We start from the raw sequence: 21,118 nt of genomic DNA, 5'->3' as shown, positions 1-21,118 counted from the left end.
TGCTCATGGGGGGAGCGTATCTAAGGAGCAGGATCAAGCAAGCAGGAAAGTGGGATCAAGAGACGATCGTCTCATTTTTCCTGTGTCAATACTGTTCCGGTGAATACTTACATTTTTCTCGCCAATGATGATAAGCGATTGGCCATATTCATCATCAACCACGACAAATTGAAAAATTAAAAGTTCCGCATTGAAAGCGATTTCAGTCATGTTTTTGCTACTGCGACATGGATTTATCACTTAACTCTCGTTGCAAATTAATATTTGAAAGCGCTTTCTTTAGTTATTGTTTTTCTTTTTTGTGCTTATCTTGGGTGGTTGGTGCCAAAAAATGAAAATTCATTGACATTTTGTGGCTGTGGCTGTCGGTGGCGTGCGATTTGTCATCGTTTTGTGAATCAGCTCATGTTTGCAGGGAATTTGGGTACCTATAATCGACCTCGGTTATCACCAAAACGTTTTTCCGGTGATAAGAACTTGAATATCAGGATCACACTCCTCTCAGCGGGAATAAGGAAAATGAAAATGAAAGCAAAGTGGCTCCCGATCGCTGCAGCAGTAACCGCAGCCCTGGCTTCCCAAGCCGCCTTCGCCGTTGATTTCCACGGCTACATGCGTTCCGGTGTCGGTACTTCCGATAACGGCAGCCTGCAAACCTATTCCAAGGCGAAAGTCGGTCGTCTGGGCAATGAAGCCGAGACCTACGGCGAAGTCCAGCTAGGTCAAGAGGCTTACAACAAGGACGGCAAGTCTTTCTACGTAGACTCCATGTTTGCAATGGTTTCTGGTCAGCAAGGTCGCGACTGGGAAAGCACTAGCGGTAGTGATGCCGACTTTGCCCTGCGCCAATTCAACGTCCAGGCCAAAGGCGTGCTGGGCTTCGCGCCGGAAGCCACTCTGTGGGCCGGTAAGCGTTACTATCAACGTCACGACATCCACATCTCCGACTTCTACTACTGGGATGTGTCTGGTGCCGGTGCTGGTGTAGAAAATATCCAGGCTGGTCCGGGCAAGCTCTCTTTTGCATGGCTGCGTAACGACCCGTGGGATGATTACGATCAGTTTGTAGGTGGTGTTGGTGTCGACAAGCGTGTTGATACGGACGTACTGGACCTGCGTTATGCCGGTATCCCGCTGTGGAAAGACGGCTCCCTGGAGCTGGGATATGACTACGCCCGCGGTAACCTGACCGATGAGCAGAAAGCGGCTCTGGGCAGCAAAGATTACGAGAAAAACGGCCACATGCTGACCGCCGAGCTGACCCAATCCATGCTGGGTGGCTTCAACAAGACCGTGGTTCAGTATTTCGCCGACGGTTATGCCGCTCAGGCTGTTGACTACGGTAGCGGTTCTGGCAGCGGCCTGAGCCAATCTGCCGCCAAGGGCGATGGCTGGCGCTTCATCAACTGGGGCGTGCTGCCCGTTGGCGATAAGGTCGAGTTCGGTCATCAGCTGGTTTACGGTACTGCCAGTGATATCGACAATGACAGCGCTGACAAAGACACCTTCTCCGTTGTCGTTCGCCCGATGTACAAGTGGAATGACACCATGAAGACCATCGCCGAGCTTGGCTATCACCATGACAGCTACAAGCCGAACAATGGCACCGAAACCAGCACCATCGGTAAGAAATACACCCTGGCTCAGGCCTGGTCCGCTGGCTCCAGCTTCTGGGCCCGCCCGGAAATCCGCGTATATGCTTCCTACCTGGATTCTGACGGCCAGTTCCGCCCGGATGCCAATGGCGTGAAGCAGGACGACTCCTGGAACTTCGGTGTTCAAGCTGAAGCTTGGTGGTAATCTGTTGACGTCATGACTGCAAGTGCCCCCGCATGACGGGGGCTCTTTTTTTACAACACGTTTCTTAGGGTCACGCGATGAGATATTCCAGATTAGCCTTGACTGTATTCTGTTCTGTTGTGCTGGGTGGGTGCGCCACGTTGGAAACGACGGTAGCGCCGACTCAGGAGTTCAAGTCCATCATGGGAAATCGCGACGTTGCGATGAGCCAATTGGCTACGGTTGGCAGCTGCTGTCACGATGTCTCCAGTCTGCCGTTCCAGGACATACAACCGGGCGCAACTAAGCTTATCCCCATTGATGGCAGCTCCCCCGTTTACGCTTTCAGCGAAGGGAAAAGCCACTTTGCCGCCTTCCGGTTGCCGGTCAACTCCGGTGACCTGCGCATCACGGTTGATGGCTTGATCGACAAATCGCTGTTCAACCCGACCGTCTTGATGCTGGATTCCAAATTCAATGTGACCCGCAAGTTGGGCAGCGACGTGTTCAAGTACGAGCCTGCACGCATGCTGCAAGGGGATCGCATGGAAGCCGTGTTTACCGTGGATCGCTCCTATGTTGGTAACCCCAATAACGAAAGTTACATGGTGATCTACACAGACCAGAGCGGTCTGGACAAAACAACCACCATCCTTAGCCCTTCCAAGCTGATGACCAAGTCGCTGGGGGTGGTTGATTATGGTGAAAAAGACCCCGTCATTCCGCACTCCCCCTGGGGCGTGGTCAGCCTCTCTGTGGAGGACTTGAGTGGTGTCAAAACCGAGAGCAACTATTACAAGCCTGTCTATCAGGATGTGATTGATGCCAACACCCCGGTAGTCAACACGGCACCAAACAAGCTTGTCGTGCCCCTGGCGACCGCCGGCGCAGTCAAGAGCAGTGCCCCCATGCTGAGCGAAACCGAGGCCTTCTATCAATCCCAGATCGAAAAAGCGGTGAAAGCCGGTGATATCGACAAGGCGATGCAACTGGTCAGCGAGGCGGAGCGGGCCGGTTCGACCAAGGCGAAATCGATCTTTATTGATGCGGTGAAGCGTTCCCAAAAGGGCTGAATATTGCCCGGTCTTTAAAATATAATATTTATTTGAGGCCTCCCTTGTTGGAGGCCTTTTTAATCGGTAGACTAAAATAGAAAAAACAGCAAATGGTTACATTAAGTTACAGTGTGTTTCGTTGGGTATTGGTTTGATTGGCTAAAATACAATGCGAAACAGCACTTTTCATATTTATGGTTTAGCATGAAGATGCCGAAATATATCCGTAATTAGCCGAAAATTCCCGCCGAAATTATCTTGTGATCTCCCCTCCAAATTTTTTATTCGCTTACCCCTGATGGAAGATATTTGCGATCTGCTGGGTTATATTCAGCTGGTCAAAATAAACAAACCCGCGTCGAATTCATGCCGATGAGAGATGATGTTGATGATCGTCTATAAATTGGACTGAAGCGTCTACGGTAAGACATTCCATTCAGGAGCGCACACATGTTAAAAAATGCTTTCTCTAATCTGCAAAAGGTCGGTAAGGCGCTGATGCTGCCCGTATCGGTCTTGCCCGTTGCAGGTATTCTGCTGGGGGTGGGTGCTGCCCACTTCAGCTGGTTGCCGGAAATCGTCTCCCAACTGATGGAGCAGGCCGGTGGTTCCGTATTCGGCCAGATGGCTCTGCTGTTCGCCGTGGGCGTCGCCCTTGGCTTCACCAATAACGACGGTGTTTCCGGCCTGTCCGCCATCGTCGGCTACGGCATCATGACCGCCACCCTGACTGTGATGGCGCCTGTGATGGGTGTCGAGAAGATCGATACCGGTGTGCTGGGTGGTATCCTCGCCGGTGGCGTGGCTGCCTGGGCGTTCAACCGCTTCTACAAGATCCAGCTGCCAGAGTACCTCGGCTTCTTCGCTGGCAAGCGCGCCGTGCCCATCATCACCGGTTTTGTTTCCATCGGTCTGGGTGTCGTGCTCTCCTTCATCTGGCCGCCTATTGGTGGTGCCATCGGTGCCTTCTCCGACTGGGCTGCCAACCAGAACCCGGTCCTGGCCTTCGGCATCTACGGCGTGGTTGAGCGCTCCCTGATCCCGTTCGGTCTGCACCACATCTGGAACGTGCCGTTCTTCTATCAGGCTGGTACCTGCGTCAACGCCGCCGGTGAAACCGTACACGGCATCATGACCTGCTTCCTGACTGCTGATGACGCTTCCCGTGCTGCCGGTAACGGCTTCGGTCAACTGGCGGGTGGCTACCTGTTCAAGATGTTTGGTCTGCCTGCTGCCGCGTTTGCCATTGCGCACTCCGCCAAGCCGGAAAACCGCGCCAAGATCGTAGGTATCATGGCTTCTGCTGCCCTGACCTCCTTCCTGACCGGTATCACCGAGCCTATCGAATTCTCCTTCCTGTTCGTGGCCCCGGTACTGTACGCCATCCACGCTCTGCTGGCAGGTCTGGCCTATGTCCTGACCAACATGCTGGGTGTCGTTCACGGTCACACCTTCTCCAACGGCTTCATCGACTTCGTGGTGCAATCTCCGCGTGCCGACAACATGCTGCTGCTGGTGGGTCTGGGTCTGGTCTACGCGGTCATCTACTACGTGGTCTTCACCGTGGTCATCCGTGCCATGAACCTGAAAACCCCGGGTCGTGAAGACGAAGCTGCCCAAGAGTCCTCTGCCGGTCAAAGCAAGGACGAGATGTCTGCTGCACTGGTCTCCGCCTTCGGTGGCAAAGAGAACATCGCCTCTCTGGACGCCTGCATCACCCGTCTGCGTGTCGGTGTGAAGGATGTGGCCAAGGTTGACCAGGCTGGTCTGAAGAAGCTGGGTGCCGCCGGTGTGGTGGTGGCGGGTTCCGGTGTACAAGCCATCTTCGGCACCAAGTCCGACAACCTGAAAACTGAAATGGACATCTGGATGAAGAGCAACTGATTGTCGCTCCAATATCCGAGTTCCGAAAAGGGAGGCGCAAGCCTCCCTTTTTGCTGGGTTGCGTTTGGTGGCGGGACATGTGCGGGGGCTTTCCTGGCGGCGCCAGCATGGTGTGACCCAATGAAAAAGGCGCCCCTGGGCGCCTTTGCTGCATCAGACCGGCTTAAAGCTTTTCGAGATCCCGTTCTATCTCGCTGATCTTGTTCTGCACCACTTTTTCCAGATGACGCAAGTCGCGCAGTATTTTCTGCTTGATGTCCGGATCGGCGGAAGGCTGGCCGCCCTGGGTCAGATTGTCCAGCTCATCCACCACGTATTTGAGGTTGGCGTTGATCTCGGTGACATCTTTGTACTCATGGGTCCCCGAGTCGACCAGCATGGTCTTGCGCTGGCGGGGGTATTTGAATTTGACGCTCTTGGCGAAGAATTCACCCTTCTGCTTCTTGAAATAGATCTTGAGGATGTCGTGGTTGGCTTCCTGGCGCAGGGTGTAGCTGTCCACCGAGGTGGGTTCCTGGATCCCCAGGCTCTTGAGATTCTCGTACATCGGGCTTCCTTGGTTTGAAACGATCCTGACCCCTCTATCTTACCCGAGTCCGGACGCCTTGCCTGTGACAGGCGCGCCAAATTCAAATTGGTGTCAAAAAGGTCTTCTTTAATCAATGAGCCAAGGGGAGGGGTGAACGCCTTGCCAGCACTGCCATAAGCGGTATCGTCTCATGGGGGGTGCAGTGCTGGTGGGGCAGGGGAGTTGGCGTCCACCCATGAGAGCGGGCATGAAAAAGGGCACCAGAGGTGCCCTTGATGACATCGGCGTGGATTACTCGTCGATGGAGCGCAGCAGGGCGTTGATGCCGACCTTGGCGCGGGTCTTGGCATCCACCTTCTTGACGATGACGGCGGCGTAGAGGCTGTACTTGCCGCACTTGGAGGGCAGGGAGCCGGAAACGACCACGGAGCCGGCCGGGACGCGGCCGTAGTGGATTTCACCGGTTTCGCGGTCATAGATGCGGGTGGACTGGCCGATGAAGACCCCCATGGAGATGACGGAGCCCTCCTCGACGATCACCCCTTCCACCACCTCGGAACGGGCACCGATGAAGCAGTTGTCTTCGATGATGGTCGGGTTGGCCTGCAGTGGCTCCAGTACGCCGCCGATGCCGACGCCGCCGGAGAGGTGCACATTCTTGCCGATCTGGGCGCAGGAGCCCACGGTGGCCCAGGTGTCGACCATGGTGCCTTCATCGACGAAGGCGCCGATGTTGACGTAGGAGGGCATCAGCACGGTGTTCGGGGCGATGAAGGAGCCTTTGCGCGCGGTCGCGGGCGGCACGACGCGTACACCGGCAGCCTTGAACTGCTCTTCGGTGTAGTTGGAGAACTTCAGGGGAACCTTGTCGTAGTACTGGGCATCGTCGCCCTTGATGATGCCGTTGTCGTTGATGCGGAAGGAGAGCAGCACGGCCTTCTTCAGCCACTGGTGGACGACCCACTCGCCGGCAATCTTCTCGGCAACCCGGGCTTTGCCGGAGTCCAGCAGGTCGATGGCTTCCAGAATGGCGGCCTTGGTGGCGGCATCGACGGAGCCGGGGGTGATGGAGTCACGGCGCTCGAAGGCCGCTTCGATGGTCTGTTGCAACTGGGTCATGACAGGTTTCCTTTATAAAATTCTGTTTGTTGTATCACACTTTTCCAATCGTTTTTAAGGGCTCTCGCCGATTTCTTCAGAATTAGGGCGATTTATTGTACTTGAGTGGTCCAACCATTTGTTCTGATTGAGGAATCAATACGTCAAAAAGCCTCTTTCGAGGCTTCATCCGAGCGTGTCAGGCGCTCTCGCCAAGCGGTTCCTGGGGGTTGAGCTGATTGACCAGCCTCTCCTCGAGGGCTTGCTGCTCCTCCGGGTTCAGCGGCTCTCCGGCCAGGGTGGTGAGGCTGAAGAAGTCCTCCACCCGCTCACCGATGGTGGTGATCTTGGCGGCATGGAGGGAGAGGCCGCACTGCTGGAACACGGCACCGATACGGGCCAATAGGCCCGGAGTGTCCAGGGCCGTCAGCTCCAGCAGGGTGTGGCGGTTTTCCCCCTTGTGGGGCAGGAAGACCACCCTGGTCGGCACGCTGAACTGGCGGTGGCGTCTGGACAGGGGCTTGCTGCGCAGCACCAGCTTGCCCGGCTCCTGAAGGGCTTTCTCCAGCGCCTTCTTGATGGTGGCGGTACGGTTGGGGCTGATGGGCTCGCCGTTCGGTTCCAGTACGATGAAGGTGTCGAGCACGTAGTCGTTGCGCGAATTCATGATCTGGGCGTCGTGGATGCTGAGGTTCTTCTGATCCAGTGCCGAAGCCACGGTGGCAAAGAGGTTGGGGGTATCGCGGCAATAGATGAACACCTCGCTACCGCCCCGTATGGGATGCTTGCCGATGAGCACCAGGGGGGCCGGGTTGTCACCGTGGGCGATGATCTTGCGGCAGTGCCAGGCGATCTGCTCCGGGCTGTGGCGCAGGAAGTAATCGGCCTTGAAGTCGTTCCAGAGGGCGGTGACCGCCTCCTGTGGCACCTCGCGCTGGGTCAGGATCTGCCTGGCCTGGCGCTGGTTTTCACGGATCTTGAGGCGCATGTCCGGCGGGTTTTCCAACCCCTGGCGCAGGGCCTTTTGGGTGGCGAAGTAGAGTTCGCGCAGCAGTGTGCCCTTCCAGTCGTTCCACAGACTGTCGTTGGTGGCACAGATGTCGGCCACGGTCAGGCAATAGAGCAGGTCGAGGTGCAATTCATCCCGCACCTTCTGGGCGAAGTCGGTGACCACGTCCGGGTCGTAGATGTCGCGGCGCTGGGCGGTGACCGACATCAGCAGATGGTGGCGCACCAGCCAGGCGACCAGTCGGCTCTCGTAGCGATCCAGCCCGTGCAACTGGCAGAACTCCAGCGCATCCACGGCCCCGAGTTCGGAATGATCGCCACGCCTGCCCTTGGCGATGTCGTGGAAGAGGGCGGCGATGCTGAGCAGCTCGGGCTTGCGCAACTGGGTGAACACCTCGTGGCAGAGCGGGTGAGTCTGGCGGCTGGCCGGATTCGGGAAGCGATGGATGTTCTGCAGCAGCCTGTGGGTATGTTCGTCCACCGTGTAGGCGTGGAACATGTCGAACTGCATCTGGCCGACGATGAGGTTCCACTGGGGCAGGTAGGCCGCGAGGATCCCGTACTTGTGCATCAGGGTGAGCGGCTGGCCGATGCCGTTGGGGTGGCGCAGGAGCGCCATGAAGAGACGGCGGCACTCGGGTAGATCTTGCAGCCAGCAGTTGAGGGTGCGTCTGGCCTCGCGCAACTGGCGCAAGGTGGCGGAGTGGATGCCGGCAATCTCCGGGTGCTGGGCTATCTGGTAGAAGAGTCGCAGGATGGCGGCAGGATCCCGGCCGAACAGCTCGGAGTCCACCGCATCGATGAGGCGGCCGCGTAGCTGGAATTCGTCGCTGATGCGGCGCACGTCCATGGCGGTGTTGCCGAGAATGGCCTCGTCAAAGAGTTGCAGCAGCATCTCGTTGAGCTCGGCCACCCGCCGAACCGTCTGGTAGAAGCGCTTCATCATCTGCTCGACCGGGCCGTTGCCTTCCCCCTCGAACCCCAGCATCTGGGCCACGGTGCGCTGGCGGTCGAACAAGAGACGGTTATCCCCCTTGTTGATGGCCATGTGCAGGGCGAAGCGCACCTTCCACAGGAAGTTCTGACAGTCGAGCAGCTCCCGGTACTCGGCCCGGTTGAGAAAACCGTGGCTGGTCATCTCGAACAGGGTGGTGGCGCCGAAGTGGCGGCGGGCGACCCAGGCCAGGGTTTGGATGTCGCGAAGGCCCCCGGGATTGTTCTTGAGATCCGGCTCCAGCTTGTAGGCGGTGCCGAGAAACTGCTGGTGGCGCAGGGCCTGCTCTTCGCGTTTGGCACGAAAGAAGGCTTCGCTCGGCCAGAAGTGCTGGGGCTGGGTGGCCGCCTGCAACTGCTCGAATCCCACCAGGCGACCCGTGATGTAACGGGCCTCGATGAGGTTGGTGGCAACCGTGATGTCGTTGCGACCCTGCTCGATGCACTCGGCCACGTTGCGCACCGCCTGGCCCACCTCCAGCTTGAGATCCCACAAGAGGGTGATGAACTCGCCGATGCGAAGCCCCAGCACCTCGTCCAGTTCATCTCCTTCGTAGAGGATCAGCAGGTCGATATCGGAGTGGGGATGGAGTTCGCCGCGGCCATAGCCGCCTACCGCGATCAGGGTGAGCTCGGTCCTGTCGAAGCCGAACTTGTGCCAGAGCCTGGTCAGCAGCGCGTCCATGTATTCGGAGCGGGTGGCCACCAGTTCGATGATGTTGTCACCGGCGTCGAAGCGCTCATGCAGCCAGGCGAGAAAGCGGCTCAGATACTCCTTGCAGTTGTCACGGGTGAGCTGATCGTCTGGGAGCAGATGGGGAGAAAGCAGGCTGGCATCCATGGCATGTCACACTCTCGGTCGGGCCGGGTAAAGAGCAACCCCGGCGCGCGGCCGGGGTTGAATGTCAAACGTGGTGGATAAAACGCTCGATAGTGTCGTCGGGGCGCAGGGTCAGGACCTCGCAGCCATCCTCGGTCACCAGCAGGGTGTGCTCCCATTGGGCGGAGTCGCCGCCGTCCTTGGTGGTCACGGTCCAGCCATCCTTCGGATTGACCTTGCAGTGGTACTTCTTGCTGTTGACCATGGGCTCGATGGTGAAGCACATGCCCGCTTTCAGCTCCAGCTTGCCGCCGTTGCGGTAGTGCAGGATCTGCGGCTCTTCGTGGAACTCGGCACCGATGCCATGGCCGCAGTAGTCGCGTACCACGGAGAAGCCGGCCTGCTCGACGATGGGCTGGATGACGGCGCCGATCTCGGTGATGCACATGCCCGGGCGCACCCGCTTGATGGCGGCATAGAGGCTATCCTGGGCCACCTTGCAGAGCTGGCGGCGCAGGGGGGTGGTCTGGCCCACGATGAACATGGCGGAGGTATCGCCGTGATAACCATCCTTGATGACGGTGATGTCCAGATTGATGATGTCCCCTTCCCGCAGCTTCTTGTGGTTCGGGATGCCATGGCAGATGACATCGTTCACCGAGGTGCAGATGGACTTGGGGAAGCCGTGGTAATTGAGCGGCGCGGGGATGGCCTGCTGCACGTCGACGATGTAGTCGTGGCAGAGGGTATTCAGTTCGTCTGTGGTGACGCCCGCCTTGACGTGGGGGGCGATCATGACCAGCACGTCGGCGGCCAGCTGGCCGGCGACACGCATTTTTTCAATCTCTTCCGGTGTCTTGATTTTAATGGACATGGGATCTCTCTTGGGGCCTGATTGCGCATCCTGCCGATGCCCAACAACCAGGTAATGAAAAATAGATGCGTTTGCAATCAGGGCGAAATTTTATCCCCAACCCCCGTTTACTTCCAGTGTGATCGTCATCGCAACGTCATCAGGCGGTCGCACCATGGTCCGGGATCCATTTTTAGCACCCGGGCTGGTGGTGTCATGACCAAAGTTATGGTATAAAGCGCGCCGGAATGGGGAACTCGTGTCCTCATACCATCACCCTTACTCAACAACACACACACATCGACACATATGCCGGGGTGCCTTAACGGGTCGGTTATATGGGATGTGTGGAGGCCTAACCCCAATACAGAGGTATAAAATGGCTAAAGTTTCTATGCGCGACATGCTGCAAGCCGGCGTTCACTTCGGTCACCAGACTCGTTACTGGAACCCGAAAATGAAGTCCTACATCTTCGGCGCCCGCAGCAAAGTTCACATCATCAACCTGGAAAAAACCGTTCCGATGTTTGACGATGCCATGAACTTCATCAGCTCCGTAGCTGCCAAGAAAGGCAAGGTACTGTTCGTAGGTACCAAGCGTGCCGCGTCTGAAGCCGTCAAAGAAGCCGCTGAGCGTTGCGACCAGTTCTATGTTAACCACCGCTGGCTGGGCGGCATGCTGACCAACTGGAAAACCGTTCGTCAGTCCATCAAGCGCCTGAAAGATCTGGAAACCCAGAGCGAAGACGGTACCTTCGACAAGCTGACCAAGAAAGAGGCGCTGATGCGTACTCGCGAAATGGAAAAGCTGGAGAAGAGCCTGGGTGGTATCAAGAACATGGGCGGCCTGCCTGACGTTCTGTTCGTTGTCGATGCCGACCACGAGCACATCGCTATCAAAGAAGCCAACAACCTGGGTATCCCGGTAGTTTCCATCGTTGATACCAACTCCAACCCGGACGGCGTTGACTATGTCATCCCGGGTAACGACGACGCTATCCGTGCCGTACAGCTGTACCTGAACGCTGCTGCTGACACCGTTCTGGAAGCCCGCGAGCAGGACATCGTTGTTCAAGCCGAACAAGATGGCTTCGTTGAAGCTGAGTAATTGATAAGGACTGAAAAGCCCTTATTAACCAAGCTGATGTAATTGGTTAGCAGGGGCCCTTGTGGCCCCTGTTTCTTGTCAATTCAAGACCGAGGATACTGGACATGGCAAACATTTCTGCCGCCCTGGTAAAAGAACTGCGCGAGCGCACCGCCGCTGGCATGATGGATTGCAAAAAAGCGCTGGAAGAAGCCAACGGTGATATCGAGCTGGCTATCGAGAACATGCGTAAATCCGGTCAGGCCAAGGCCGCCAAGAAAGCTGGCCGTATCGCCGCTGAAGGTGTGATCTTCGCCCGTACCGAAGGCAACGTTGCCGTCATGATCGAGCTGAACTGCGAGACTGACTTCGTTTCCAAGGATGCCGGTTTCCTGGCCATGGGTCAGAAGATCGTCGAGATCGCTGCCACCCAGAAAATCGCTGACGTTGACGCGCTGAAAGCCGCCGACTTCGGCAACGGCGAGTCCGTCGAGCTGACCATCACCAACCTGATCGCCAAGATCGGTGAGAACATGAACCTGCGTCGCGTGATGCTGGTTGAAGGTGACAACCTGGGCACCTACGTTCACGGCTCCCGCATCGGTGTTATCACCAAGCTGGTTGGCGGTACCGACGAGCTGGCCAAAGATCTGGCCATGCACGTTGCTGCCAACAGCCCGCAATTCGTCAAACCGGAAGACGTGTCTGCCGAAGTCGTTGCCAAAGAGCGCGAAATCCAGATCGACATCGCCATCAACTCCGGCAAGCCGAAAGAGATCGCCGAGAAGATGGTTGAAGGCCGCATGAAGAAGTTCACCGGTGAGGTTTCCCTGACTGGTCAACCGTTCGTGAAAGATCCTTCCATGACCGTTGCCGAGCTGCTGAAGAAAGAAGGCGCTGACGTTGTTTCCTTCACCCGTTTCGAAGTGGGCGAAGGCATCGAGAAGCAAGAGACCGACTTCGCTGCTGAAGTAGCAGCCCAGATCGCGGCCGCTCAGAAGGCCTAATCGAACCGGTTTTTCCGTTTCCCCAGACCGCGACTTATGTCGCGGTCTTTATATGACCAGGAATCAGTGACATGAGTACCAATCCCAAGCCTGCATACAGACGTGTTCTTCTGAAGTTGAGTGGTGAAGCCCTGCAAGGATCCGAGGGTTTCGGCATTGATCCGGCGGTGCTGGAACGGATGGCCCAAGAGATCAAAGAGCTGGTTGAGCTGGGTGTTCAGGTCGGTCTGGTCATCGGTGGCGGCAACCTGTTCCGTGGTGCCGGCCTTGCCAAGGCAGGCATGAATCGCGTGGTGGGTGACCACATGGGCATGCTGGCGACCGTCATGAACGGCCTGGCCATGCGTGATGCCCTGCATCGTGCTTATGTGAATGCCCGCCTGATGTCGGCCATCTCCCTGCAAGGGGTCTGCGACTCCTACAGCTGGGCCGAAGCCATCAGCCAGCTGCGCGCCGGCAAGGTGGTGATCTTCTCTGCCGGTACCGGCAACCCCTTCTTTACCACCGACTCGGCAGCCTGCCTGCGCGGTATCGAGATCGAAGCCGACGTCGTGCTGAAAGCCACCAAGGTCGATGGCGTGTTCACCGATGACCCGGTCAAGAACCCGGATGCCGTGCTCTATCAGGAACTGAGTTATGATGAAGTTCTTGAAAAAGAACTCAAAGTGATGGATCTTGCTGCTTTTACCCTGGCCCGCGACCACGATCTGCCGATCCGGGTGTTCAACATGAACAAACCGGGCGCGCTGCGCCGCGTGATCATGGGTGAGCCGGAAGGTACCCTGATCCACCAGGCCAGCAAGTAAGGCAAGTGTGAGCCCTAGGCTCGCTTGTCCATTACGCCAGTCAACAAGATAGATACGAGCCGCCCGTCGGCTCGTTCGCCAAAAGGAAAACCACTGTGATCAACGAGATTAAAAACGACGCCAAGGACCGCATGGGCAAAAGCGTAGAGTCGCTGAAGACCCAGATGTCCAAGATCCGTACCGGCCGTGCTCACCCGAGCCTGCTCGACGGCATCCAGGTGGAGTATTACGGTGCTGCCACTCCTCTGAAGCAGTTGGCCAACGTGGTGGCAGAAGATGCCCGTACTCTCTCCATCTCCATCTTCGATCGCTCCATGATCCAGGCGGTGGAAAAAGCCATCCTGACCTCCGATCTGGGCCTGAACCCGTCCAGCAACGGCCAGACTCTGCGCGTGCCGCTGCCGCCGCTGACCGAAGAGCGTCGCCGTGATCTGACCAAGATCGTCCGTGCCGAAGCCGAAGGTGCCCGGGTTGCCATTCGCAACATCCGTCGCGATGCCAACGCCGACCTGAAAGCCCTGCTGAAAGAGAAAGAGATCTCCGAAGACGACGACCGTCGCGCCCAGGAAGAGATCCAGAAGCTGACCGATACCTTCATCAAGCTGGTGGATGACGCCCTGGTTGTGAAGGAAAAGGAGCTAATGGAAATCTAAGCCTCCGACAGGTATATTACGAGCGCCGTGTAGTGCCCCTGCACGGCGCTTTTGTCTTTGTGGGAGAAATGAATGTCGCTTTTGGCAGCGCTAGGCGATAGCGCCAGCTCGTCCTTGCCCCGTCACGTCGCCATCATCATGGATGGCAATGGTCGCTGGGCCCAGAACCGCGGCAAGATGCGGGTTTCCGGGCACAAGGCGGGCGTGAAATCCGTGCGTGAGGCCGTGGCCTTTGCCGCCCGTGCCAAGATGGAGGCGCTGACCCTGTTTGCGTTTTCCAGCGAGAACTGGCGCCGTCCGGAAGGGGAAGTCAACGCCCTGATGGAGTTGTTCATGACGGTGCTGGGTCGCGAGGTGAGCAAGTTGCACAGCAACGGCATTCGCCTTCGGGTGATTGGCGACACTGCCCGCTTCAGCGAGCGGCTGCAGGCCAAGATCGCCAAGGCCGAGGCCCTGACCGCCAACAATCAGGGATTGACCCTCAATATCGCCGCCAACTATGGCGGTCAGTGGGACATCGCCCAGGCGGCCCGGACCCTGGCACGGGCCGTGGCGGCGGGTGAACTGGATGCCGAGGCGGTCGATGAGGCGGCATTGGGTCGTCATGTCTGCATGGCTGATCTGCCCCCCGTGGATCTGTTGATCCGCACTGGCGGGGATCATCGCATCAGCAACTTTGTCCTGTGGCAGCTCGCCTATGCCGAACTCTATTTTACCCCGGTCCTGTGGCCCGATTTTGACGAGGCCGAGTTCAGTGGGGCAGTTGCCTCCTTCGTTGCTCGCGAGCGTCGCTTCGGGTGTACGGGTGAACAGATCCGGGAATTGATCGCCGCGCAACAGACCGGCTAAACCCCGCTCCCAAGAGAGAGGTTTCTTTTGCTAAAACAACGAATTATTACCGCATTACTGTTAGTACCCCTAGTGTTGGGGGCGCTGTTTTTTCTGCCGTTGAAATTCTTTGCCCTGCTCGCCGCCCTGGTCTTTCTGCTGGCCAGCCGTGAGTGGAGTGCCTTCGTCACTGCCCAGCCGCAACAGTGGTTGCCGCTGGTGTTCTGTCTGCTGCTGGGGGCCAGCCTGTTTTGGGTGCCCGTGGAGCAACTCTGGATCCCCCAACTGCATCCGCTGGTGATGGGCGTGCTCTGGACCGCTGTCAGCTGGTGGCTGCTGGGGCTGGTGCTGGTGCTGCGCTACCCGCAAAGCGCCAGGCTGTGGCGTGAATCCATCTGGCTCAAATCCCTGTTCGGTCTGGTGACCCTGGTTCCCTTCTTCTGGTCCCTGGTGGCCATTCGCGGTTACAACTTCTACCACGACCCCATGATGGGAGCCTGGATCCTGCTGTTCGTGATGGGACTGGTCTGGGCGGCAGATTCTGGCGCGTATTTTTTCGGCAAGGCGTTCGGCAAACACAAGCTGGCACCGGCCGTGAGCCCGGGTAAAACCATCGAAGGCATGCTGGGTGGGCTGTTTACCGCCAGCCTGCTGGCCATCGGCGTGACCTGGTTCATGGGCTTCGTGCCTGCCAAGATGGGCACCGTGCTGCTCTGTTCTCTGCTGGCGGTGCTGGCCTCCGTGCTCGGCGATCTGGCCGAGAGCATGTTCAAGCGGGAAGCCGGCATCAAGGATTCCGGCACCCTGTTGCCGGGCCATGGGGGCATTCTCGATCGCATCGACAGCCTGACGGCGGCGCTGCCCGTCTTCCTGCTCAGCTACCTGTTGCTCGGTCCGGAGTTTTGATGTTTCGCGCACTGATGATCCCGGGAGCGTCCCGCTCCATCAGTCTGTTACCCAATCAGGAGTCTTGATGCAAAACCTGGTGATCCTGGGAGCGTCAGGCTCCATCGGTCAGAGCACCCTCAAGGTACTGCGCCACAACCCCGGGCGCTGGCAGGTGCTGGCGCTGACCGCTGCACGCAGCGTGGACGCCATGCTGCGCGACTGTCTCGAATTCTCCCCCCGGTTCGCCGTCATGGTGGACGAAGGCGCCGCCAGCGAGCTGGCGGGTCGGCTCAAGGCTCACGGCAGCACCACTCGGGTGTTGTCCGGTCAGGCAGCCCTGTGCGACGTGGCTGCTCACCCCGATGCCCACAGCGTGATGGCGGCCATTGTCGGTGCGGCGGGTCTGGCACCCACCATGGCTGCCGTGCGCGCCGGCAAGCGCATTCTGCTGGCCAACAAGGAGGCGCTGGTGATGTCCGGAGCCTTCTTCATGGAGGCGGTGCGAGAGCACGGCGCCGAGCTGCTGCCCATCGACAGCGAACACAACGCCATCTTCCAGTGCCTGCCGGTCGACGTGCAGCGCCAGCCCGGTTTCTGCGATCTGGCCGGGGCGGGGATCAGCAAGATCCTGCTGACCGGCTCCGGCGGACCTTTCCGCTATGCCGATGTGGGTGAATTGCACCATGTCACCCCGGCGCAAGCCATTGCCCATCCCAACTGGTCCATGGGGGCCAAGATCTCGGTGGACTCCGCCACCATGATGAACAAGGGGTTGGAGTACATCGAGGCGCGCTGGCTGTTCAATGCGGCCCCCGAGCAGATCCAGGTGGTGATCCACCCCCAGTCCGTCATTCACTCCATGGTGCAGTACAAGGATGGCTCCGTGCTGGCCCAGCTCGGCAACCCGGACATGTGCACCCCCATTGCCCACGCTCTGGCCTATCCGGAACGGATCGAGTCCGGTGTGGAACCTTTGGATTTCTTCAGTGTCGGAGAGTTCAGCTTTATCCGGCCCGACTATGAGCGCTATCCCTGTCTGGCGCTGGCCATGAGCGCGTGCCAGCAGGGGCAGGGGGCGACCACCTCCCTCAATGCCGCCAACGAGGAGGCCGTCGCGGCTTTTCTTGCAGAGCGGATCGGATTTATGGATATTGCCAGAGTCAACGAATCCGTCATGGCCGAGCTGGGCAGTAGTGCTGCCGGCTCTCTGGCGGATCTCATCGCCCTGGACGGTACGGCCCGAGCCCGTGCCCAGCAACTGATAAAGGAGCTTGCCGTATGAACGGACTGTGGTGGCAGCCAGCCCCTCTCCATGCTCTCGAGCGCAGGACTGGACATGACCGCGAGGTACGCGGCTGATGGGCGGGGTTCTGTGGAATATCGGCGCCTTCATCGTGGCCCTCGGGCTGCTGGTGGCGGTGCATGAATTTGGCCACTTCTGGGTGGCTCGTCGTTGCGGCGTCAAGGTGGAGCGCTTCTCCATCGGCTTTGGCAAGGCCATCTGGCGTCGCCTTGGCAAGGATGGCACCGAATACGTGCTGGCCCTGATCCCCCTTGGCGGTTACGTCAAGATGCTGGATGGCCGGGTCGACGAACTCAAGCCGGGGGAGGAGGCGCAGGCCTTCAACCACAAGAGCGTCTGGGCCCGGATGGCCATCGTCGCGGCCGGCCCCATGGCGAACTTCGTGTTCGCCCTGTTCGCCTTCTGGCTGATGTTCATGATAGGGGTGCCGAGCGTCAAACCCGTGGTGGGCGAGGTGCGTCCCGCCTCCATCGTGGCAGAGGCCGGCATCCTGCCAGGCATGGAGATCGTCGGCGTCGGCGGCGAGGAGACCGGTGACTGGGAGAGCGTCACCTACGCCCTCATCAGCCACCTTGGCGATGACTCGGTCCAGCTCAAGCTCAAGGCGGCCAACACCAGCTATGCAGTGGACAAGACCCTGCAGCTGGCAGGTTGGAAATTCGATCCGGACAAAGAGTCACCCATCGGGAGCCTCGGGATAGTGCCCCTCGGTGGCAAGGTGCTGCCCGTGGTGGAGGCCGTGGTGCCATCGAGCGCCAGCGAGAAGGCCGGCCTTCAGATAGGGGATCGCATCAAGGGGGTCGATGGAGAGGCCATCACCGAATGGACCCAGTTTGTCGAGCGTGTCCAGCAGTCACCGGCGCAGCCGCTGCAGGTGACGGTGGAGCGCGGGGGCAGCGAGATGACCCTGACCCTGACCCCGGACGGGAAGAAAGTGAAGGGCCAGCTGGTCGGTTTTGTGGGCTTGTCGCCGCAACTGGTTCCATTACCGGATGAGTATCGAACTCTGTTACAGTATGGGCCTTTGCAAGCCCTGTGGCATGGGGTCCAGAAGACCTGGAGCCTGATCACCCTGACCTTCGACATGATAGGCAAGCTGATCGGTGGCATCGTCTCTTTGGACAACCTGAGCGGCCCCATCTCCATCGCCAAGGGGGCCGGCAGCAGCGCCGATTACGGGTTGGTCTATTTCCTCGGATTCCTGGCGCTCATCAGCGTCAACCTGGGGATCATCAACCTGTTCCCCCTGCCGGTGCTCGATGGTGGCCATCTGGTCTATTTCCTCATCGAGGCGATCACCGGCAAGCCGGTATCGGAAAAAATTCAGGAAGTTGGGTTCAGGATAGGCGCCGCCATTCTGATGTTACTGATGGGCATTGCGCTGTTTAATGATTTCGCTCGCCTCTGAGGCCAGAGCATCAACAAGGACACATAAGAACAAAATGGCTGTTAAAAAAGCATTGGTGTTGAGTTGCCTGCTGGGGGCCAGCTTCCTGGCTCAGGCTGCCCCGGCCTCTTTTGTGGTGCAAGACATTCAGGTCGAGGGCCTGCAGCGGGTGACCCTGGGTGCCGCCCTGTTGAATCTGCCGGTGCGTGTCGGTGATTCCGTCGACTCCGTGTCCCTGGCGAACGCCATCAAGAAGCTCTATGCCTCCGGCAACTTCGAGGACGTCAAGGTCTATCGCGAGGGTCAGGTGCTGCAAGTGGTGGTCAAGGAGCGCCCGACCATCTCCAGCATCGAGTTCTCCGGCAACAAGGACATCAAGGAAGAGCAACTGACCCAGAGCCTGGAATCCTCCGGGATCCGCGTGGGTGATCCGCTGGATCGCACCGTGCTGAGCTCCCTCGAGAAAGGGCTGGAAGATTTCTACTACGGCGTGGGCAAGTACTCCGCCAAGGTCAAGGCCATCGTCACCCCGCTGCCGCGCAACCGAGTCGACCTCAAGTTCACCTTCGTGGAAGGGGAAGCGGCCAAGATCCAGCAGATCAACATCGTCGGCAACAACGTCTTCCCGGAAGAGAAGCTGCTGGCCCAGCTCTCCCTCAAGGACGACGTGCCCTGGTGGAACTTCACCGGCGATCAGCGCTACCAGAAGCAGAAGCTGGCCGGTGACATCGAAGTGCTGCGCTCCTACTACATGGACCGCGGCTACATCCGCTTCACCCAGGAGTCCACCCAGGTCTCCATGACCCCGGACAAGAAGGGGGTCTATGTCACCCTCAACGTCAAGGAAGGGGAGCAGTACAAGGTTTCCGGCATCCAGCTCAAGGGCGACCTCATCGACCGCGGCGGCGAGATGAAGGGCCTCATCCCCATCGAGGCGGGCAGCGTCTACTCCGCCAGTCAGGTGACCCATACCGAAGAGGTGCTCTCCAAGTTCCTCGGCCGTTACGGCTACGCCTATCCGAAAGTGGTCACCTTCCCCCAGATCAACGACCAGACCAAGGAAGTGGAGCTCATCGTCAACGTTGAGCCGGGTCCCCGGGTCTATGTGCGCAACATCAACTTCAGCGGCAACGTCACCACCAAGGACGAAGTGCTGCGTCGCGAGATGCGCCAGATGGAGGGCACCTGGCTCTCCTCCGACAACGTCGAGCAGTCCAAGACCCGTCTCAACCGCCTCGGCTTCTTCGAGACCGCGGAAGTGGACACCAAGCGGGTGCCGGGCAGCGATGACCAGGTCGATCTGGACTTCAAGGTCAAGGAGCAGCCGGCGGGGTCCATCAACGCCGGTATCGGCTACGGCACCGAGTCGGGTCTGAGCCTGCAGGCGGGTCTGCAGCAGGACAACTTCATGGGGACCGGCAAGAAGATCGGCATCAACGCCAGCACCAACGACTACTCCAAGAGCGTCGACCTGAGCTATAACGACCCCTACTTCACCGTGGACGGGGTGAGCCTGGGCGGCCGTCTCTACTACAACAAGTTCAGTGCGGCCGACGCCAACATCGTGGACTACGAGAACACCACCGTCGGTTTCCGTCTCTCCAGCGGCTTCCCGGTCAACGAGAACAACCGTCTCGACTTCAGCCTGGGCTACGAAAACAACAAACTGTCCCAGCCCAACCCCTATGTACAGGTGGACGAGTTCTGGAAGGTCTACAACGGCAATCTGGATGGCGACAACCGCATGGTGTTCAACACCGTGGACGTCACCGCCGGCTGGACCCGCTCCACCCTCAACAAGGGTCAGTTCCCGACCTCCGGTGACCGCCAGCGGGTGAACGCCAAGGTGACGGTGCCCGGCATGGATCTGCAGTACTTCAAGCTCAACGCAGAAGATGCCCACTACTTCCCGTTTGATGCCGATCACAAATGGGTCATGCTGGCCAAGGCCCGTGCCTCCTACGGCGATGGCTACGGCACCAATGGCGATTACGAGCACGTCCTGCCGTTCTTCGAGAACTACTACGCCGGTGGTTTCGATACCCTGCGCGGTTTCAAGAGCAACACAGTCGGTCCGAAGGCGCTCTACTACTACAACCTGAGTGGTAACGACGTCATCCAGGGCACTGACAGCTCGGTCGGGGGCAACGCCCTGGCGGTGGCCTCGCTGGAAATGATCGTGCCGACGCCCTTTGCCTCCGAGACCTATCAGCCCCAGCTGCGGACCAGTTTCTTCATCGACGCCGGTTCCGTGTGGGATACCCACTTCGACTACAGCCAGTATCAGAACCGTTGCTTCAGTGGTTGCAACTATCTGATGGACTACTCCGACCCGAGCAACATCCGGATGTCGACCGGCCTGTCGCTGCAGTGGCTCTCTCCCATGGGCCCGCTGGTGTTCGTGCTGGCAAGACCAATCAAGAAATACGAAGGGGACGACACCCAAGTCTTCTCCTTCAACATCGGCCGTACCTTCTAAGGGGAGCGGACGCCCCCCCGCCATGGCGGGGGGAAGCATGATGGGTCGCGCGTTTGCGTGCCTCACCAGGTAACAAGACGATCTCGTGGATCGCTTGCACAATCAGGTAAATCAGGTAGCCCTCGACCGAGGGACCAAGGAGTAAGTGTGAATAAAGCGTTGAAAGTAGCTGGTTTGAGCTTTGCACTGATGGCTGCCGGCATGGGTTCTGCCTTCGCTGAGACCAAGATTGCCGTGGTCGACATGGGCGAAGTCTTCCAAAAGCTGCCCCAGCGTGAAGCCGTTGCCAAGAAGCTGAAGGGCGAGTTCGAGCCGCGCATGCGTGAACTGCAGAAGCTGGAGTCCGACGGTCAGGCACTGGTCGAGAAGTTCAAGAAGGACGAAGCCTTCATGAGCGCCGAACAGAAGAAGCAGAGCCAGGAGAAGCTGGCCAAGCTGCAAATGGAATTCAACCAGAAGCGTCAGGCGTTTGAACAGGACAACGGTCGCCGTCAGTCCGAAGAGCGCAACAAGATCCTGACCAAGGTGCAGGCTGCCATCGACGCCATCGCCAAGAGCAATGGCTACGATCTGGTGCTGGAGCGCAACGCCGCCCCGTATGCAGCCAGCAAGCTGGACATCTCCGGCCAGGTTATTTCTCAGGTTAGCAAGAGCAACTAAT

Annotated in this window: 18 protein-coding genes; 13 read left to right on the top strand and 5 right to left on the bottom strand. The window is 58.6% G+C overall.

Annotated features, from left to right (window positions below; genetic code table 11):
- Positions 1–33: 33 nt before the first annotated feature.
- Entirely contained in the window at positions 34–210 is a 177-nt protein-coding gene (locus tag PG883_RS15815; protein WP_270807380.1) for a hypothetical protein, read from the bottom strand.
- 315 nt (positions 211–525) lie between these two features.
- On the opposite strand from PG883_RS15815, the gene PG883_RS15810 reads away from it, so the two are divergent.
- The 3 genes from PG883_RS15810 to ptsG all read left to right on the top strand — a co-directional run bounded on the left by PG883_RS15810 (position 526) and on the right by ptsG (position 4,718).
- A complete protein-coding gene (locus PG883_RS15810; RefSeq protein WP_043152296.1) occupies positions 526–1,800 on the top strand; it encodes a maltoporin in 1,275 nt (424 codons plus the stop codon).
- Between the two features lie 182 nt (positions 1,801–1,982).
- Positions 1,983–2,852 carry a MalM family protein gene (locus tag PG883_RS15805; RefSeq protein WP_223937916.1) on the top strand — a complete coding sequence of 290 codons (870 nt, stop codon included), beginning with the start codon at positions 1,983–1,985 and terminating at the stop codon, positions 2,850–2,852.
- A gap of 432 nt (positions 2,853–3,284) precedes the next feature.
- The gene (gene ptsG / locus PG883_RS15800) at positions 3,285–4,718 is read left to right on the top strand and encodes a PTS glucose transporter subunit IIBC (RefSeq protein WP_010673398.1); all 1,434 of its coding nucleotides are present in this window, start codon (positions 3,285–3,287) and stop codon (positions 4,716–4,718) included.
- A gap of 163 nt (positions 4,719–4,881) precedes the next feature.
- On the opposite strand, the gene PG883_RS15795 is transcribed toward ptsG, so the two are convergent.
- The 4 genes from PG883_RS15795 to map form a co-directional block, all read right to left on the bottom strand.
- On the bottom strand, positions 4,882–5,265 hold the full coding sequence (locus tag PG883_RS15795) for a DUF3461 family protein (RefSeq protein WP_039039426.1): 384 nt from the start codon (positions 5,263–5,265) through the stop codon (positions 4,882–4,884).
- Positions 5,266–5,538: 273 nt separating this feature from the next.
- Positions 5,539–6,366, bottom strand: coding sequence for a 2,3,4,5-tetrahydropyridine-2,6-dicarboxylate N-succinyltransferase (dapD, locus tag PG883_RS15790; protein WP_010673400.1), 828 nt, complete (start codon positions 6,364–6,366; stop codon positions 5,539–5,541).
- Between the two features lie 178 nt (positions 6,367–6,544).
- Positions 6,545–9,187, bottom strand: coding sequence for a bifunctional uridylyltransferase/uridylyl-removing protein GlnD (gene glnD / locus PG883_RS15785; protein WP_043152301.1), 2,643 nt, complete (start codon positions 9,185–9,187; stop codon positions 6,545–6,547).
- A gap of 64 nt (positions 9,188–9,251) precedes the next feature.
- Positions 9,252–10,040 (bottom strand): type I methionyl aminopeptidase, encoded by a 789-nt coding sequence (map, locus tag PG883_RS15780; protein ID WP_043152303.1) that lies wholly within the window; start codon positions 10,038–10,040, stop codon positions 9,252–9,254.
- Between the two features lie 358 nt (positions 10,041–10,398).
- Between map and rpsB the strand changes: the two genes are divergently transcribed.
- From rpsB to PG883_RS15730, 10 genes are all read left to right on the top strand, one after another.
- On the top strand, positions 10,399–11,127 hold the full coding sequence (gene rpsB, locus PG883_RS15775; protein ID WP_010673403.1) for a 30S ribosomal protein S2: 729 nt from the start codon (positions 10,399–10,401) through the stop codon (positions 11,125–11,127).
- 104 nt (positions 11,128–11,231) lie between these two features.
- Complete coding sequence (tsf, locus tag PG883_RS15770) at positions 11,232–12,113, top strand: translation elongation factor Ts (RefSeq protein ID WP_010673404.1); 882 nt, start codon at positions 11,232–11,234, stop codon at positions 12,111–12,113.
- Between the two features lie 71 nt (positions 12,114–12,184).
- On the top strand, positions 12,185–12,919 hold the full coding sequence (gene pyrH, locus PG883_RS15765) for a UMP kinase (protein WP_010673405.1): 735 nt from the start codon (positions 12,185–12,187) through the stop codon (positions 12,917–12,919).
- 95 nt (positions 12,920–13,014) lie between these two features.
- The gene (gene frr / locus PG883_RS15760; protein WP_010673406.1) at positions 13,015–13,572 is read left to right on the top strand and encodes a ribosome recycling factor; all 558 of its coding nucleotides are present in this window, start codon (positions 13,015–13,017) and stop codon (positions 13,570–13,572) included.
- A 72-nt stretch (positions 13,573–13,644) separates the two neighbouring features.
- Positions 13,645–14,421 carry a polyprenyl diphosphate synthase gene (uppS, locus tag PG883_RS15755; protein WP_039039427.1) on the top strand — a complete coding sequence of 259 codons (777 nt, stop codon included), beginning with the start codon at positions 13,645–13,647 and terminating at the stop codon, positions 14,419–14,421.
- A 27-nt stretch (positions 14,422–14,448) separates the two neighbouring features.
- Positions 14,449–15,306, top strand: a complete 858-nt coding sequence (locus PG883_RS15750) for a phosphatidate cytidylyltransferase (RefSeq protein ID WP_029313939.1) — start codon at positions 14,449–14,451, stop codon at positions 15,304–15,306.
- A 67-nt stretch (positions 15,307–15,373) separates the two neighbouring features.
- On the top strand, positions 15,374–16,570 hold the full coding sequence (gene ispC / locus PG883_RS15745) for a 1-deoxy-D-xylulose-5-phosphate reductoisomerase (RefSeq protein ID WP_010673409.1): 1,197 nt from the start codon (positions 15,374–15,376) through the stop codon (positions 16,568–16,570).
- A 76-nt stretch (positions 16,571–16,646) separates the two neighbouring features.
- Positions 16,647–17,999, top strand: coding sequence for a sigma E protease regulator RseP (gene rseP, locus PG883_RS15740; protein ID WP_043152308.1), 1,353 nt, complete (start codon positions 16,647–16,649; stop codon positions 17,997–17,999).
- A gap of 34 nt (positions 18,000–18,033) precedes the next feature.
- Positions 18,034–20,457 carry an outer membrane protein assembly factor BamA gene (gene bamA / locus PG883_RS15735; protein WP_043152310.1) on the top strand — a complete coding sequence of 808 codons (2,424 nt, stop codon included), beginning with the start codon at positions 18,034–18,036 and terminating at the stop codon, positions 20,455–20,457.
- 147 nt (positions 20,458–20,604) lie between these two features.
- Positions 20,605–21,117 (top strand): OmpH family outer membrane protein, encoded by a 513-nt coding sequence (locus PG883_RS15730; RefSeq protein ID WP_029313943.1) that lies wholly within the window; start codon positions 20,605–20,607, stop codon positions 21,115–21,117.
- The last annotated feature ends 1 nt before the right edge of the window (position 21,118 follow it).

Origin of the sequence: Aeromonas sp. QDB25 (assembly GCF_027707725.1) — a bacterium.
Lineage (GTDB): Bacteria > Pseudomonadota > Gammaproteobacteria > Enterobacterales > Aeromonadaceae > Aeromonas > Aeromonas caviae.
This window is presented reverse-complemented; position numbering and strand designations above follow the sequence as displayed.

Bases quoted from the DNA above. Each gene is read 5' to 3' on its own strand.
- rseP (WP_043152308.1), top strand. From the start codon at position 16,647: ATGGGCGGGGTTCTGTGGAATATCGGCGCCTTCATCGTGGCCCTCGGG.
- PG883_RS15810 (WP_043152296.1), top strand. From the start codon at position 526: ATGAAAGCAAAGTGGCTCCCGATCGCTGCAGCAGTAACCGCAGCCCTG.
- pyrH (WP_010673405.1), top strand. From the start codon at position 12,185: ATGAGTACCAATCCCAAGCCTGCATACAGACGTGTTCTTCTGAAGTTG.
- bamA (WP_043152310.1), top strand. From the start codon at position 18,034: ATGGCTGTTAAAAAAGCATTGGTGTTGAGTTGCCTGCTGGGGGCCAGC.
- PG883_RS15805 (WP_223937916.1), top strand. From the start codon at position 1,983: ATGGGAAATCGCGACGTTGCGATGAGCCAATTGGCTACGGTTGGCAGC.
- ptsG (WP_010673398.1), top strand. From the start codon at position 3,285: ATGTTAAAAAATGCTTTCTCTAATCTGCAAAAGGTCGGTAAGGCGCTG.
- uppS (WP_039039427.1), top strand. From the start codon at position 13,645: ATGTCGCTTTTGGCAGCGCTAGGCGATAGCGCCAGCTCGTCCTTGCCC.
- rpsB (WP_010673403.1), top strand. From the start codon at position 10,399: ATGGCTAAAGTTTCTATGCGCGACATGCTGCAAGCCGGCGTTCACTTC.
- PG883_RS15795 (WP_039039426.1), bottom strand. From the start codon at position 5,265: ATGTACGAGAATCTCAAGAGCCTGGGGATCCAGGAACCCACCTCGGTG.
- ispC (WP_010673409.1), top strand. From the start codon at position 15,374: ATGCAAAACCTGGTGATCCTGGGAGCGTCAGGCTCCATCGGTCAGAGC.
- tsf (WP_010673404.1), top strand. From the start codon at position 11,232: ATGGCAAACATTTCTGCCGCCCTGGTAAAAGAACTGCGCGAGCGCACC.
- dapD (WP_010673400.1), bottom strand. From the start codon at position 6,366: ATGACCCAGTTGCAACAGACCATCGAAGCGGCCTTCGAGCGCCGTGAC.
- glnD (WP_043152301.1), bottom strand. From the start codon at position 9,187: ATGGATGCCAGCCTGCTTTCTCCCCATCTGCTCCCAGACGATCAGCTC.
- map (WP_043152303.1), bottom strand. From the start codon at position 10,040: ATGTCCATTAAAATCAAGACACCGGAAGAGATTGAAAAAATGCGTGTC.
- PG883_RS15815 (WP_270807380.1), bottom strand. From the start codon at position 210: ATGACTGAAATCGCTTTCAATGCGGAACTTTTAATTTTTCAATTTGTC.